The sequence below is a fragment of the Marinobacter sp. ANT_B65 genome (assembly GCF_002407605.1).
Lineage (GTDB): Bacteria > Pseudomonadota > Gammaproteobacteria > Pseudomonadales > Oleiphilaceae > Marinobacter.
In genome coordinates this window covers 1,400,373-1,415,310 of the sequence record NZ_NXGV01000001.1, presented here as the reverse complement: position 1 = coordinate 1,415,310, position 14,938 = coordinate 1,400,373, and the positions used below count along the sequence as shown (strand labels likewise).

Below are 14,938 nucleotides of genomic sequence, written 5' to 3'. Positions count from 1 at the left end.
CATTTTTTATTCACCATATATTTTTCGATAGAGGCACACCATAGCTTCTGCGCTAAATTTTTCGGAAAATCGCTTTAGAGCAGCTTTTCCCTGACACTCTCTAAGTACGGGATCCTGGTATAGCTCATTCATTGCTGTGGAAAATGCTGAAGACTGGTCCGGCTCTGTCAATATGCCTGTTACTCCATGGTCTACTATTTCAGGATTCCCACCAACTCTGGTCGCTACGGAAGGCATTCCCAAACTCATAGCCTCTAGTAAAGTCATCGATGTCCCTTCCGTATGTGAAGAAAGAAGGAATACATCCATCGCCGATAGATAATGCACGGGATTATTGATAAAGCCCGTAAATACTGCACGCTCCTGTATCCCCAATTCATTGGCCAATGCGATCAGTTTATCTTTGTCCGGGCCGTCCCCCACCATCAGCAGGTAGCTGTCTGGGCACTTTTCGTAGAACTCTTTAAAAGCTCTAAGCATCATACTTTGATTTTTAACCGGATCGAGCCGGGAAACGGTACCCACTACAAAGGCATCCTGGGGAATCCCCAACCCCTCTCTCACCTTTTGTACTTCCACATCATCCCGTTTCAGTGGCGAAATTCCGTTATAGACTACCTGGATCTTTTTTCTCGGGATAAATTCGTAGGTTACGAGTGCGTCTTTGGTTGCGTTTGAAATCGCCACAACGGCTGGCGTTAACAGGGCCATCAGGGGATTAACAAGCATTGCTTTATAGCGGTATCTGTCAGGATAGAAACGACCATGTTCTGTGAAAACCACCTCGGCTTGTGTTCCAAAAGCAGCCAGCCAACCATATATCCAGGGCGTATACTGATGGCAGTGCACCACATCAAACTGCCCTTCCTTCACCCGCTTCCGGATTGCCGTAATCAACGATCGGTCAAACCCTTGTTTTCGTGCCAGTTTATGAACCGGGATGCCCGACTTCTCAAGCGCTTCACCAATTGGCCCTATCTGACCATCAATGCAAAGAATTTCAGACTCCACCCCTTCCGAAGCCATGCCCTGAACGAGCTGCCGGATAACCTGTTCCGTGCCACCAATTCCCATGTTGAAGGTAAGGTGTAATACCTTCAGTGGCTTCCTGTGGTGTTGAGCTGCTTTCCCGCTCTTATCGCCCATCATGTATTCACCTGATACTGCTGCCACCAAAGCTCAAAAGCCAATAAGGACCATAGCTCCTGCGTAAACTGGTCATCCCCTGCCAGATGCCTTTGCCAGAGCTTTCGTATACCGGCAGTTTCGAAGAAGTTTGCAACACCACTATCTGAAGATAGCAAAAGCTGCTCAACCGTAGGCTTCAATTCATGTCGAAGCCAGTGCGCTAAGGGGACAGAAAAGCCCATTTTCTTCCGGTATAAAATATCTTCCGGCAGCATTCGCTCAAAGGCTTTTTTAAGAATGTATTTCTTCTCTTTCCCGTGAAGTTTCAGGGCCGCTGGTATCTGCGCGGCATACTCCACCACCCGGTAATCAAGAAGTGGAGCACGGGTTTCCAGTGAGTTCGCCATGCTCATGCGGTCTACCTTCACCAGAATATCCCCCGGAAGGTAGGTTTTGATGTCTGTGTAGAGAATGCGTGAAAGGTGATCGTCTGTATCGGCATTCTTATAATGAGCACGGGTAATATCTGCAGGATCGTAATCCTGGGTTTCTCTTTTCAACTCACCCGTTGCAAGATCGTTCCAGACATCTCTTCGGAAAAAGCTGTTGGTGATAAAAAACGCTTCGTCCGGATCCAGAGCCAGTGTTCCCAGAAGTGATTTGGCCTTCCGCGTTGGAGGGGTATTCACCAGCCCGGCCAGGCGTGCAAGCCCGGGAAACAGGTTACGGCGGATAGACGCAGGGAAAAGGCCTCTTAACTGGTTTTCCACATGATCTGTGTAGTATTTACTATAACCTGCAAAGTTCTCGTCGCCACCGTCACCAGCCAGTGCCACAGTGACCTTCTGGCGGGCCAGCTGGGATACAAAATACGTAGGCACGAAGGAAGGGTCTGCGAAGGGTTCGTCAAAGAAGCGCGCAATGCTGCCCAGACTCTCCGCAACATTGTCCTTTACCGTGAATTCGTGATGATCGGTTTTGAATTGCGCCGCAACTTTTTTTGCCCAGTGCACTTCATCAAACCGTTTTGAATCAAACCCGATAGCACAGGTTGTAACCGGTTTGCTGGTATGGCCTGCCATTAAGCCTACGACCGCACTCGAATCAATACCGCCGCTCAGGAAAGCTCCAAGGGGAACATCACTGACCATGCGCAGGCGAACCGCATCATCAATCAGGTTGTACAGGCCGTCCTCCAACTCACCCAGGCTCGCACTTGAAGGCGTCCCGAAAGACACATCCCAGTATTGTTCCTGGTGTGTCTGGACCCCATCGGTCATCAGCCAATAGCCGGGAGCCAGTTTATGGACATTTTTGTAGATGGTTTTCGGGTCCGGCACATACTGGTAGGCGAAAAAATCCTTGATTGCATCATGCCGTAATTCAGTTTTAACAAAGGGGGCGGGCGTCAGGGCTTTCAGCTCCGAGGCGAAAGCAAACTGGCCGTTTGCTTCGTAAAAGTACAAAGGCTTTTTACCAAGACGATCCCTTGCCAGGAACAACTTGCGAGCGGTTCTGTCCCAGATGGCCAAAGCAAACATGCCATTCAGCAACTGGAGGCATTCAGGCCCATGGATTTCGTAGAGGGCAAGCAGAACTTCTGTATCAGTTCGAGTACGGAAACTGTGGCCCTGGCTTACGAGCTCGTCACGTAACTCCTGAAAGTTGTATATTTCGCCGTTGTAGGCAATCACATAGCGCTCAGAGGAGGACACCATAGGCTGGGTCCCCGCTTCGCTGAGATCAAGAATGCTCAGCCTGCGGTGAACCAGCCCGACTGAATCATCAAGCCATGTAGAGCCGGCATCGGGCCCACGATGAATAATCGCCTGCCCCATGTTTTCAAGCCACTGCTGATGAGCATCCCTTTCAGGAGTTGAATCAGTGCGCAGGAAGCCGGCCAGTCCACACATTAATTCGCACCTTCTGGTTTCGGCGAACTGTTGTCGGATTTGCCTGTCAGCTTTCGGAACAGAACTTCGTATTCATCTGCCATGCGGGCGGCTGAATAGCGCTGGTTAACCATTTCCCGCGCATTACGGCTGAGAGTATCGGCCAGCTCAGGGTCATCGAGAACCTGTTTACAACATGCTTCAAGTGCGGCCTTGTCTCCGAACGGCGCAAGCAGCCCGGTTTTGCCATGCTCCACCAACTGATCGACACCGGGAATATCATATGCGACCACAGGCACTCCTACGGCCATGGCTTCCATCATGCACCGGGGAATTCCTTCCAGAGAGGAGGTCATAACAAACAGGCTGAACTTTGAGAGTAGTTCCAGCCGGTCGCTGCGGAACCCCAGAAACTCAACAGCACCAGCACTACTTGATTCAGCAGCCTGACGCTCCAGCTCTGGCCTTTGACTGCCATCCCCAAGAAGCTGCAAGCGGAGGTCTGGTGCTTGCTGATGGAGCTGGTCAAAAACCGAAATAAGGTCTGGTATGCCTTTTCGGGGGATCATCTGGCCGATAAACCCGATGATTCGCGAATCTTTGTTGAGGTCGTTATCTTCAGGTAAACCTGCCAGCGCCGCGTCGATTTCAGTAAGGTCGACACCATTCCGGATAAATGAAGTTTTGGACGCGGGCACTTTGAACCGCTTCATATCATCCATCAGCTCCTCGGAAAGAGGAACAACCTGGTCAAAGTAACGCAGCATATGCGTTCCAATGCGGATAAAGGTTGCAAGCTTCAAGCCCACATTCCCCGAAAAACCATGGGGAGTACTTACACACACAATACCCGTCCGCTTGGCGGCAATAAGCCCAAGTATGTCGGATTTGTAGCCGTGAGTATGAATAACGTCGATCCCGCGGTTACGGATAACATCGCACAAACTTGCAACCACCCTGAAATCAAAGCGGCCATGCATAGCAAGATAATGGACTTGCTGACCGTCTTTGTGAGGGTAATATTCGGCCACTGACAAATCCTGATCAGGCGACTCCCGGGTCACCGCCAGATCACAGATAACATCATCACGGTTAATGTTATTTGCAAGGGCCAGAACCCAGCGTTCCGCGCCGTAGAACCCCGCAGGGGTAATGAACTCAAGTACCCGTAGCCGCGTCTCGGAATCGGACACTCCGGAATTTTCAGCTTCTGTTTTCCTGGCGCTGTTCCACGTAACCTGAGTTCGCCCCTGTACGGCTCTCACAATGCCTTTTACGGCATAGCCATTCACCATGACAAAGTAATAAGGTGTGGCTATCCAGGCTGGCAGTTGGTTCCGGTTAGACGACAGGTGCCCCACCAGCGTCAGCACCAGTATCAACAGCGTTCCGGCGGTAATAAGCTGAAACAGGCAGAAGCCCGCAAAAGCCAGAATGATACTCCCCGCTACACCCACAAGCAGAAACAGCGGAATCAGCCAGCGCAGCAGTTTGTGCGAGATAACTTCAAAGGCGAAAATTCCGGTTTTCGCAGGGTTCATCACCCGCCCTACCCGCATCAGTCCACGGATGCTGCGGTTTACGATCCGTTCCTTCCGTGCCACTTCCCGGTCGAAGTCGCCAGCAGTTTCTTCGAAGCAACGTGCGTCAGCATCAAACACACCACGGTAGCCTTTCGCGATAATCTGCAGTGGGTTCACGAAGTCGTTGATATCCTGCTGCTGCAAGGGCTCCCAGAGTTTGGTGCGAATGGCGTAGATGGCGCCGTCTCCCCCCACTACAGAATGCAGGCGGGATTCCATGGCTTTGATTGCTAACTCGTAGCGCCAGTAGAGATTTTCATTGCGGGCGCTGGCGCCCTCGTTGCCATCGGTATAGAGCGCAGCGCCCACAGCGTAGCCTACGTCCAGATCAGCAAAGTTTCGCACCAGTTTACTGATCGCATCACTGGCATACATGGCGTTTGCATCACTGAACACGGTGATCTCGGCGTCAATCTGCTCCATGGCCAGGTTGATGCCCATGGTTTTGCCCAACCGGCCTTCCTGCCTGATGAGCAATATACCTTTGTCCTCAAACTCTTTTACCGCTTCATCTGTACCATCATCCGAGCCGTCTGATACTACGATGATCTGAAGCAGGTCCTGAGGGTAATCCAGTTCCAGGGCGTTCTGCAGTTTCTCCCTGATGACGCCTTCCTCGTTGTAGCAGGAAATAACCAGGGCGACCGAAGGCTTCTGATCACCGCGACGGTGAGTGATATCCGGCAGACCTCGCGTGAGCAGCCATAGTATTGCCGGGTAACCGAAGTACACATAAACGGGAACCGAAAGGCAGAGAAGAGTTAACAGTAGTACAAACGTCATAAGGTGATGTAACGCCTAAGTTTGGGGCCAAGCCAGTTTGTCACGGGCAGCGGTAGCCGCCGCCAGATATTTTCAATAAGAGGGCGGAGCCTGGATACATTGGATGTGCTGACGCTACCTGCCTCAACACCAGCTGTTTTTTTCACACCGTTGAGGTATTCAGTCCATATAAGCTCGTGGGGCTGAGCACCCCACTGCTTTTTGAAGCGATACGTGCCCTCACCCAGGGTGGAGCGGCCAAAGTCGAAGCATGTATACCCCCGATCGCACACATGGCTGAGAAACGTCCAATACAGCAGCATGTTAGGTGCCAGCCGGTTGAACTCTTCCAACGTCGACGCCCATGGAATACAGGCCTGCTTGCTTCCCAGCAGCACGATACCCGCACCTACCGGCTTATCCCCCTGAAAAACCACGCCAGTCAGAAGGTAGTTGCCATAGGCGGTCTTCAGATCCCTGAACCATTCCAGGCTATGAACAGGCGAACCCAATCGCCGCATGTTTTGGGAGAATACGTCGTAAAACAGATCAATCGCTTCAGCTCCTTCGAGCAGCTCTGCTCTGAGTCCGTTTTTTTCAGCCTTACGTATCTGGCTTCGCAACTTGGGCTTGTAGCTTTTGAACAAGGCTTCGCTGCTCTCAGGCAGCTCACAGAGCATTCGCACCTTTGTATTCGCAGGCAATGCTTCAAGGGCCGGCCCGGTGGATTGCGTAGCTTCTGTTTTCAGTTCAGCTTCGCTTCTCAGTAACCCTCCGCCGGCACGGATTTCCAGGGTTTTAATACGGTTTGTATTTGCCAGAGTACTGGCTTCGGCAATCAGTCGTTTGTGAATGTCCGAGTTATCTGCCAGAGCGCCGCCAAGATCACAGAATGGCAGCGACACCAGGCTACTGGTTCCGACAGGTGGCTTCACCTCTACCAGGGGCAGTACACCACACAGGTTGCCGTTGCTATGAACGGTTATCAACCAGCCTGTATGGCCATAGGCACTTTCTGTTGCCTGCAGCCAGGCGCTGCGGTGATAAGGTGTTGCCTCAGGATGGCTCGCCACATACTGGTCGTATTCACTTACCGGGAAAACGTTGAATCTTGACGCCCGGGCTTGGAGTTCAACGTTCATTGCCTGCATTAGCCTCCCTGAGCCAACGGTTTCTTGCACGCCTTGCAACGTCTTCAAGCTTCAGCTTGAAGCGCGGCCGCTGTAATGCAATCTGAACCAGGTTCCGCTTGAAGTGGCCCAGATTGGATTTGTACCGCTCATCCCCGCCCATAAAGTCGTAATAATGGAAGCCGTGGTGCCGGTAATCTTCTATACACAGACTGTGACCCAGCAAGCCGGGCTTCAAACGGTTATCGGTTTCTACGGCCATGCCGCCCAGATAAAAGTACACCACCTGGTTGTGCAGCAGGTTATAGAGGCAGGCAATCTGCTCATCGCCGGCCATCACAGAAATGAGGTCAACTCCGCCTTCAGACCACTGTTCGCGAATCAGCTCACGGTGAAAGCGCACAAAATCCGGGTTGGCAAAGCCACTCTGGTCTGGCCCGTCACCCCATCGCTCAAGGTGCCTCGGCCCAATAGCATCAAACACTGCGAGCGCCTCTTCCAGCGAATCCGGACGCACCAGTTTCACTTCACCGCGTTCACCATAGAGCCGGTGGGCACGGTTAATCTGATAACGGGTATTGCGTGAGAGCGTATCCAGGTAGTGACCACCGCGCCGTCGCAGGTTATCCAGATCCACACCAAAACAGGGTGCCTCCCAGCGCAAGTGTTTGTACAACCCGGTAATCCGGGCGTACCTGTCGGCTTCATCTGCATCTATAGCGCCGAGAATAAATTCATCCCAGGCCGGCATTGTCTCGCACAGGTATTCCAGACAGGCTTTGGCTACAGCGTCTTCCTTGCCTCGCTCAGCCAGGAATCCATTGTATTCAATCCAGATCTGGTCCAGCAGTTTATGGCCGGTCTGATGCAGGCGCAGGCACCGGGATTTCAACACCCCATGACGGCGTTCATCAGTTTCGACCACCAAACCCAACCCAACGAGCCGGTCTCCTTCCTTAACGCGAAGAACAATGGCATCAGGCTTGTAGACACTTAACCAGTGCCCAAGCCATTGCCAGGAAAGAAACACCGTGGGTTCCGCACGGTTCTCCAGATCCAGCCAGTCGTCACGCAATCTTGTGCATGTGGCTGCCGGCTCTGTGGTCACAGTCAGCATTCCTGCTGTCATGGCGTTACATCCGTTACCAGATCAGTGTCCCGGGTTCGGGTGTTTTACCAGAAACGGACCAATCGCAAGATAATCCAGAGCACCCTGAATAAAGGCTCTGACACCATCTTCCGGAGAGTTCACAATCGGCTCTTCGTGCATGTTGAAACTGGTGTTTATCAGGCTCGGGATGCCACTGAGCTTTTCATATTCTTTCAGTATGTCGTAGTAACCGGGATTGGCTTCGCGCTGGATAAGCTGCGGTCTGGCGGTGCCATCTACGTGCACAGCAGCAGGACAGTTTTCACGCATGAAGTCAGTACAATCAAAAGTGACCGTCATGAACTCCGCAGCGTGTTCTGCGCCTTTTATGTTGTGGTAGCACTTTTCCCGGGCTTCGTAGAGGGTAACCGGTGCAAATGGCATAAACTCGGTACGGCCAAGGCGCTTGTTCAGCCATTGGTTAACTTCAGGCTCACGGGCGTGATAGAGGATTGAGCGATTGCCCAGGGACCTGGGGCCGTATTCCATACGGCCATCAAAGCGCGCAACCACTTCACCGCCGTGAATCAATGCAGCAACCTCTGCGGCAAGATGCTCAGGACGGCGATATTGCAGGTTCTCGGCTTTCAGAGCTTTTTCTATTTCAGCCTCTGAATAATCCGGGCCCATGTAGGCGTTGGTGATGGAGGGTTTAACCCCGCCTGGCCAGCTGTGGTAAAGCGCAGCTCCCGTGCCACAGCCACCGTCCCCCATGTTCGGGTACACAAAGATGTTATTAACACCTTCGATTTCAAAAATACGCTGGTTAAGTTTTACGTTTGCAGTTACCCCACCGGAAAGCACAACCGTGTCGATCCCGGTTTTTTCTACCCAGTAGCGGATATAATTGGTCGCTACTTTTTCGAGAACATACTGATAGGCTGCAGCGACGTCGATTTTCGGAAACTTCGACGCCAGATAACGGGAGAAGAATACGTTATTGGCTTCGTAAATCCGGAAATCTCCAGGCGTCTGCTCAATACGCGAGAGCAGGATGTCCCCAAGTATGGCGGGATCACCGTATGAGGCCAGGCCCACAATCTTGCCTTCATGACGACTGGGCTTGAACCCGAGGCTGGAGGTCACATGCTCGTAGAGAGTTCCAAGAGAGTTTGGGTATGGCAGCCCATGCAGGCGATGGATCTTGCCATCCCGGGCCTCACTCACTGAACCGGCAAGCCCGGAACCATATCCATCCAGGGTCACACACAGCGCCCGCTCATAGCCACTGCACAGAAAACTGTTCGCAGCGTGAGACAAGTGATGATCCATGCGTTTGACGGGCGCCGTCCAGCCCATCTCGCTCAACCCTTGTGAAAGCTCGGCTTCCCAGTGCTGAAAGGACTCTGTAGCGCCTTCCCCCCAGTGTTTGGACGCCTTAAGGGCTGCGTTATTTGAGGCCAGCTTCTGGATGCCGGCCATGTTGTAATAGGAGTTGTGCAGAAACCCCTTTTCCATAATGGCGTTGGGATGCTCAAGGCCATGAATCGGTTCGTTACGATCAGGAACCTTGCTCAACGCTTCTTTGATCTGCGGGTTCAGGTCCTTGGGCTGAAAGGCCTTGATAAAGCTCTTCTCATCCTCAAGGTTTTTTGTGAATAGTTTTCTCTCGTTTTCCGCGGTGAGGAACGGGTAACAAACCTGGTCGAAATCGCTCATGGAAAGACCGGTGTATGAAAGCGCCTTTTCCAGAGCCAGGCGCGGAAACCCTGACTGCTGTTTCACTCTGGAAAAACGCTCTTCACCGGCGGCAAAGAGAATATTACCGTCCTCCACAATTGAGACTGTCGAATCCTTGTCTAGCGGGGAAATCCCGAGCACCTTCATGCCTTACTCTCCATATACTTGCGAATGCGGGTTGGCGACGAGGCCTGCCCGCCTAATTCATTGAAAAAGAAATCGAAAAACTGACGAAAGCTACCCAGAAATGCCTTTAACTGGGCTTCATTCTGAACATAATCGGTATTACCAGGCACGACGCTGGGGCTGTGAAAACTCCAGGTGAACGTGCGCACACCCTGCCTGTAAAGCGCCCGGGTAAGTTTGATGTGTTCTGCCGGAGTAAAACCCTCCGGGGACAGCATGAGCCTGTCTACAGCACCAATCCGGGACAATATTCCCGGAGCTTTGAACTTGCGCAATCGCTGAGCAACATCAAACAGCGGAATCGCCACTGGTTGCGCCCAACCGATAAACCCACCCGTACAGGGAATCTCCAGAATGGGTTTATCTGAACCTCCGAACCAGAAAGGATGTGCATCAAATCTGCGGTAGTCCGGCCCACCGTCTGCCCGGGAATCCAGAGGCGGACAGACCGACAGGTCGATACCGAACCCCAACTCCTGTAGAATGCTCGTTGTATTAGGCCCAAAGCCATATCGCCCGGCCTTATAGGCGACGGGAGCTTTGCCGAAGTTCTGCTGAATGGTTGCGCTCAGAATCCGCAGTTTTTCCCGTTCGAGCGCTTCCGGAAGGTTCCCGGGATACATGTTTGACCGCGTAACCCTTTCTTCCTGTGGCGGGTTCACCCATGGGTGCAGGTGCGCTCCGATTTCACACTGTCCCTTTTCTGCAAATTGCCGCAGCAGTCCATAGCCCTGAGGCTGGCTGGCCACCGGATAATCAATTACGTAGCAGGGACAAATGCCATACTCGTTGAAGATGTTCTGGGCGCGATCGATATGCGCCATAGCCGAAACCCGATTGGCCCTGGCATCCGGCTCCGCGTTCCAGTCGAACTCTTCTTCGGTATCAATCACCACAATCAGTTGTGGTGGTGTATCAGGAGGAAGGCGTATTTCCGTTTTTTGCTCAAACATAGTTGCCATCAACGCTGCGCGCTCATGGAAAAACCACGAGTCAGAACCAGACGAAGCTCGAACTGATCCTGATCATCCGTGTCAGCCTTTGAGCGCAGATAAGACTGGTTAAGCACCACACCGAAGCTGGTATTTTCAGCCAGTTGCCGGGTCCAGCCCGTGTATAAACGATGAATCTGATCGACTATCACATCAGCATCTTCATCCGCATCACCTTCCCAGCTATACCCGAAATTAAGGCGCTGAAGTGACGTAAGCTGAAAACCGAGTTTTACACCAGCCCGGTATTCGTGAGTTGTCGTACCGGAATTCTGTGATTCCAGAACAGCGCCCTCTGCAAACAGGCCAAGATCACAAACATCACATATCCGTGAGTTATTGTGTGTAGCTAACAGAGAGTCGCGAACAACCAGATCCCGTATACGAATGCTATCCGGCAGAAACGAAAACACTGGTGGCAGATTAAGGGAAAGATCTGTGGCACTGTCAGACATACTTCGATCGTATTTGATCGATGTGCTCCAGTCGGTGGCTACCCAGCCGCGTTCCACAAAACCGGTCAACGCGTCGAAGTCGTTGGTTGTTCCTCCGGTGTATTCCGTTTCTGCCCGACTGCCACCACCACCTATACTGAAATACCCGCTTTCCATCTCCAGGTTGTATACGAGCTGCGCAGAATCGATCGTGATATCAGTATCACTCTCCTCAGACCAGCTGCGACTGACGTTCAGCCCACCCGTGGACCGGTTGCTCAGTCTTCGTGAAAATTCACTGGCAGCTGTATATGATTCCTCGTCGTTGAGTTCGTCATCGCCAAAACTGCGCCCGGCCTGCACGGAAAATCTCAACGTTGATAAATCTCCCGGGTAAAATCGCAACCCCGCACCCCCACTCAGGGTGTTGCGGGTGTCATAGCCCGAAGTATTAACCACAAACCCGGTGTCGTTACGTACTGAGCTGATGCTGTGACCAAGGTTGAAATCAACACGACTGCCGGGATCATAATGGGTATAGCGGGAGGCGCCGGTAACAGACGTATCGCTTTCCTGGTCCCCGTCGGATGTGTCACGACTGGTTTCCAGCGTTCCGCCATATTGCAGAACAAGGGAGTTGGCACCGCTTTCGAGTACACCACCCAACTGTCCGGACAACCCCAGACTCGGCTCGGTGTTGGTATCCGTTGTGGTACCACGATCTGTTCGGGTATGAGTGACGCCGGTAAATACCGAAGCCGAACCAGAGAGGGTCTTGATACTCTCACTCAGTCCTTGTGCTGTTGCTGCGGAAGTCCATACCAGACAACAGGTACCAACCAAGGCAGTAGCGAGGCAGGGTTTGTTTGGGTTCCCTACTCTGAATTCCATGGGGCTACTCCTGAAAAATCAGGCCGGAAAATTTATCAGACCCAAGTGCGTCTACTGAATCTGCAATGAGTTCACCAGTGACTTCTCCAAAAGGAACACCGAAGACGATTTGATCTGCAAAACGTTCGAGAATCCGTGCTTCCGTATTTTCCCGGAAAGGCGGTGCATTCAGAACAATGCAGCGATCCGGGTAGCGGGCTTTCAGTTCAGTGATCAATTCACGCATGCGCACGGCGGAAAACAGCTCAACCGCATTGGACGCCTGGGTGCCCGCAGGAATCACCGAAACGCGTTCGACACCGCTGGGGTAAATAATAGACTTGATAGACAGTGAGCGATCGCAGACAAAATCTGTAACACCCGACCCCAAAGGGGTGGATACAAGCCCCTGCAGATCCTTGTGGTAGGGATCACAGTCCACGAGTAACGCAGAACTATGGGAGTCCAACCCGAAGGCCACTGCCAGGTTGAAGGCCGTTAAAAGGCTTCCGGGGCCACTTCCAAGGCTGCTGAACATCACCGTAAAGTTGCCCTCGCCTGCGCGGTTGCGCAGCTGAATGCGAAGCTCCCGGTATGCGTCCATCACTTCTTTATCTGGCATACCGGAATAAATGATCTTTCGTTCCCGTAACTGGTCCCGGTTCCATGGGTTTGGATTACCAATCAGGGACAGCGAAACCGACGAGTCATAAACTGAGGGGGGATATTCGCTCTGGTTTGTCTCAACCCGGACCCAGTTGGGCCTGTCCCGATCCGAGCCGGCATAAGGGCGCTCTTTACGGAAATTCTCTTCAGATTTTGCTTCGCCCCGGTCACGGTCAAGTTGCCGACGCTCATCCCGGCTTTTCAGTAGCGCATTGTAGAGCTTATTGTCGTCCATTAATTGCCCCCATCCCCGAGCCCTTGCCCGGTTAATTCGCTGGCTTTGTTAATCAGTTGCTCCGGGGTAATGCCCATTACACTGAAAACCAGTACTGCGAGATACGCTGTCATGAAAACCGCCAGTACGATCAGGATGGAGAGAACATCCTTACGAAGAAAACGGTCTTTCCAGGTACTACGGTAATGAGGAATCGTAGTCAGCACGGAAATGGATTCAGGCAAAGCCAGCTGCAGCGCACGGGGCGAGCGTATACGCTGATCAAACATCACCAGCATGACCAGCAAACCCAATACCATGGCGCTGCCAAGGAAAGGGCCGGCAAGGCCTACCTGGTATAGCTGCAAGCCATCCCAGTGCGTGGGATAGGAAGCAGGCTCCTGAATCTTATAGCTTACGCCTTCACCCTGCACATCCAGTGTCATTGAAAGGCGGGCTTTTTCGCGGCGCTGAAGCATGTCCTCATATACGCCACGGGTAACGTCGTAGTCCCTGGTAAGTTCTGAAAGCTGAGCCTGATTTTCAGCTACCCTTTGAGAACGTTCGAACCCTTCCTCCAGAAGCCTTTCCAGCGACGCAAGCCGGTTTTTTTGCACAGCCAGGCGTGTAGTGCTGTCAGACAATTGTATTTTCAGGTTTTCGTATACCGGATTTTCCATAACCTCTGTCACGCCACCGTCACGATCATCATCGGTCTGCGTGGAAACGCGTTTTTCGAGGTCTGCGATCTGGTCCTGAATACTGACGACGTCCGGATGACGTTCGTGATAGCGCAACAACAGCGAATCCAGCTCCAGACGCATAGCTGCCAGCCGGCGTTCGGCAGAAGATTTACCGGGGTCAACAGTCACACGGCGCACTGGCTGCTCATTCTCGAGCTGCCGGCGTGTAAGCTCAACTTCGGATTCGGTTTGCTGGATTTCCAGCTTCAGGTTTTCAATATCCCTTCTCAGGCTTTCAATTCTGGAGAGTACGCTGCTCTCGGTTCCGTCCTGGTTACCGGATTTGAATTCTTTCAGGCGCTGTTCGGCCTCTTCGAGCTGGCGCTGATAGGTTTTAACCTGGGAATCGATGAACTCGAAAGCCCCCTGGCTTTCAGAGCGTTTTTTACGCACAGTGCGCTCAACAAAGCGATTCAGTACCGCGCTGAGAACCTGGAAGGATTCGTCAGGGCTTCCACTGGTATAGCTCAGTTCGAGAAAATTTCGGTTGGATACGCGAATACCTACCTGTCTGCGCAGGCTGCTGATGATTCCATTACGGCTCGCATCTGATTCGCCGCCTCTGATCAACCCTGTATCCAGAGCAATCTGCTCCAGAAAGGAACGGCTTTGCATCATTTCCCGTGCTTCGTTGATGCGATCAAGCTGAGTTACCTCAGCCTGCCCCCGTAGCAACGGCTGCAATATATTGGACTGATCTGCGTACAAAACAGCCTGAGAGGTATAGCTCTTCGGTGTTACATAGCCCAGCGTCAACACCCCTGCTGTCACGGTCATAAAGATAATAACCGCTGCCAGCCTGTGACGGTAAAGCTCGAGCTTTACCGCCCGGAGGGTATCAATAATGAACTGTATATCCATCAGAGTTCGCCCCGGAACAACTGTTTACGAGGGACGCTGATCACGTCACCAGGCTGAAGGCGATGATTGGTGCTCATATCACCATCGGTGAGAATTGCTTCAAGATCCAGAGCAAAACTCTGGTACTCGCCATTTATCTGACGATGCAAAACGGCACGATCGTCCGCCGCAAAATCGGTAACGCCACCGGCCATCAACACAACATCCAATACAGTCATACCCTGCTGGAAGGCAACTGATTGTGGCGATGCAACCTGGCCGGTTACCCGGATACGGTTACGAAACTCTTTGCTCAGTGGACTGGTAACCATCACGGTCACTTCCGGGGTACGGATAAACTCGCCCAGGGTATCGCTGATTTCAGCCGCGAGCTGTTCCGGCTCTTTGCCTTCAGCTTTAACATCGCCCATCAGGGGCATTGATATAAAGCCATCCGGGCGAACCACGATGGACTGGCCGAGTTCCGGGTTGCGCCATACATGAATCGAGATAGTATCGCCTACCCCGATCTCGTAAGGCTCTGCACCCAGCTCAGATGCCGGAGGGATCTCCGCAGAAGGTGGAAGACCGGAGCACGCAGTAACAAACAGCCCAAGAACCGCAATCAAACCTGTCCGCAACAGTGTAGAAATAGTCATAAACGCCCT

General features: G+C 52.5%; 11 protein-coding genes. All 11 read right to left on the bottom strand.

Annotation, left to right across the window (positions count from 1 at the left end):
- Positions 1-6: 6 nt before the first annotated feature.
- From CPA50_RS06670 to CPA50_RS06620, 11 genes are read right to left on the bottom strand one after another with little or no spacing between them, the layout of a single operon-like run.
- Complete coding sequence (locus CPA50_RS06670) at positions 7-1,149, bottom strand: glycosyltransferase (RefSeq protein WP_227519517.1); 1,143 nt, start codon at positions 1,147-1,149, stop codon at positions 7-9.
- Entirely contained in the window at positions 1,146-3,041 is a 1,896-nt protein-coding gene (gene asnB, locus CPA50_RS06665) for an asparagine synthase (glutamine-hydrolyzing) (RefSeq protein ID WP_096781633.1), read from the bottom strand. The genes CPA50_RS06670 and asnB overlap by 4 nt, the downstream gene beginning before the upstream one ends.
- The gene (locus CPA50_RS19630; RefSeq protein ID WP_096781632.1) at positions 3,041-5,386 is read right to left on the bottom strand and encodes a glycosyltransferase; all 2,346 of its coding nucleotides are present in this window, start codon (positions 5,384-5,386) and stop codon (positions 3,041-3,043) included. The genes asnB and CPA50_RS19630 overlap by 1 nt, the downstream gene beginning before the upstream one ends.
- On the bottom strand, positions 5,383-6,507 hold the full coding sequence (locus tag CPA50_RS06655) for a FemAB family XrtA/PEP-CTERM system-associated protein (RefSeq protein WP_096782367.1): 1,125 nt from the start codon (positions 6,505-6,507) through the stop codon (positions 5,383-5,385). Before CPA50_RS06655 ends, CPA50_RS19630 begins: the two co-directional genes overlap by 4 nt.
- Positions 6,497-7,624, bottom strand: a complete 1,128-nt coding sequence (locus tag CPA50_RS06650) for a GNAT family N-acetyltransferase (RefSeq protein ID WP_179397159.1) — start codon at positions 7,622-7,624, stop codon at positions 6,497-6,499. Before CPA50_RS06650 ends, CPA50_RS06655 begins: the two co-directional genes overlap by 11 nt.
- A 21-nt stretch (positions 7,625-7,645) precedes the next feature.
- The gene (locus CPA50_RS06645) at positions 7,646-9,472 is read right to left on the bottom strand and encodes a carbamoyltransferase (protein WP_096781631.1); all 1,827 of its coding nucleotides are present in this window, start codon (positions 9,470-9,472) and stop codon (positions 7,646-7,648) included.
- Positions 9,469-10,473, bottom strand: coding sequence for a polysaccharide deacetylase family protein (locus CPA50_RS06640; RefSeq protein WP_227519516.1), 1,005 nt, complete (start codon positions 10,471-10,473; stop codon positions 9,469-9,471). Before CPA50_RS06640 ends, CPA50_RS06645 begins: the two co-directional genes overlap by 4 nt.
- Positions 10,473-11,828 (bottom strand): hypothetical protein, encoded by a 1,356-nt coding sequence (locus CPA50_RS06635; RefSeq protein WP_096781630.1) that lies wholly within the window; start codon positions 11,826-11,828, stop codon positions 10,473-10,475. The genes CPA50_RS06640 and CPA50_RS06635 overlap by 1 nt, the downstream gene beginning before the upstream one ends.
- A gap of 4 nt (positions 11,829-11,832) precedes the next feature.
- Positions 11,833-12,708 carry a polysaccharide biosynthesis protein gene (locus tag CPA50_RS06630; RefSeq protein ID WP_096781629.1) on the bottom strand — a complete coding sequence of 292 codons (876 nt, stop codon included), beginning with the start codon at positions 12,706-12,708 and terminating at the stop codon, positions 11,833-11,835.
- Positions 12,708-14,291 carry an XrtA system polysaccharide chain length determinant gene (locus CPA50_RS06625; RefSeq protein WP_096781628.1) on the bottom strand — a complete coding sequence of 528 codons (1,584 nt, stop codon included), beginning with the start codon at positions 14,289-14,291 and terminating at the stop codon, positions 12,708-12,710. The genes CPA50_RS06630 and CPA50_RS06625 overlap by 1 nt, the downstream gene beginning before the upstream one ends.
- A complete protein-coding gene (locus tag CPA50_RS06620) occupies positions 14,291-14,929 on the bottom strand; it encodes an XrtA/PEP-CTERM system exopolysaccharide export protein (RefSeq protein ID WP_096781627.1) in 639 nt (212 codons plus the stop codon). The genes CPA50_RS06625 and CPA50_RS06620 overlap by 1 nt, the downstream gene beginning before the upstream one ends.
- Positions 14,930-14,938: the final 9 nt, after the last annotated feature.

Excerpts from the sequence above, each read along its gene's own strand:
- CPA50_RS06650 (WP_179397159.1), bottom strand. The coding sequence starts at position 7,624 with ATGACAGCAGGAATGCTGACTGTGACCACAGAGCCGGCAGCCACATGC.
- CPA50_RS06620 (WP_096781627.1), bottom strand. The coding sequence starts at position 14,929 with ATGACTATTTCTACACTGTTGCGGACAGGTTTGATTGCGGTTCTTGGG.
- CPA50_RS19630 (WP_096781632.1), bottom strand. The coding sequence starts at position 5,386 with ATGACGTTTGTACTACTGTTAACTCTTCTCTGCCTTTCGGTTCCCGTT.
- CPA50_RS06625 (WP_096781628.1), bottom strand. The coding sequence starts at position 14,291 with ATGGATATACAGTTCATTATTGATACCCTCCGGGCGGTAAAGCTCGAG.
- CPA50_RS06630 (WP_096781629.1), bottom strand. The coding sequence starts at position 12,708 with ATGGACGACAATAAGCTCTACAATGCGCTACTGAAAAGCCGGGATGAG.
- CPA50_RS06670 (WP_227519517.1), bottom strand. The coding sequence starts at position 1,149 with ATGATGGGCGATAAGAGCGGGAAAGCAGCTCAACACCACAGGAAGCCA.
- asnB (WP_096781633.1), bottom strand. The coding sequence starts at position 3,041 with ATGTGTGGACTGGCCGGCTTCCTGCGCACTGATTCAACTCCTGAAAGG.
- CPA50_RS06635 (WP_096781630.1), bottom strand. The coding sequence starts at position 11,828 with ATGGAATTCAGAGTAGGGAACCCAAACAAACCCTGCCTCGCTACTGCC.
- CPA50_RS06645 (WP_096781631.1), bottom strand. The coding sequence starts at position 9,472 with ATGAAGGTGCTCGGGATTTCCCCGCTAGACAAGGATTCGACAGTCTCA.
- CPA50_RS06655 (WP_096782367.1), bottom strand. The coding sequence starts at position 6,507 with ATGAACGTTGAACTCCAAGCCCGGGCGTCAAGATTCAACGTTTTCCCG.
- CPA50_RS06640 (WP_227519516.1), bottom strand. The coding sequence starts at position 10,473 with ATGGCAACTATGTTTGAGCAAAAAACGGAAATACGCCTTCCTCCTGAT.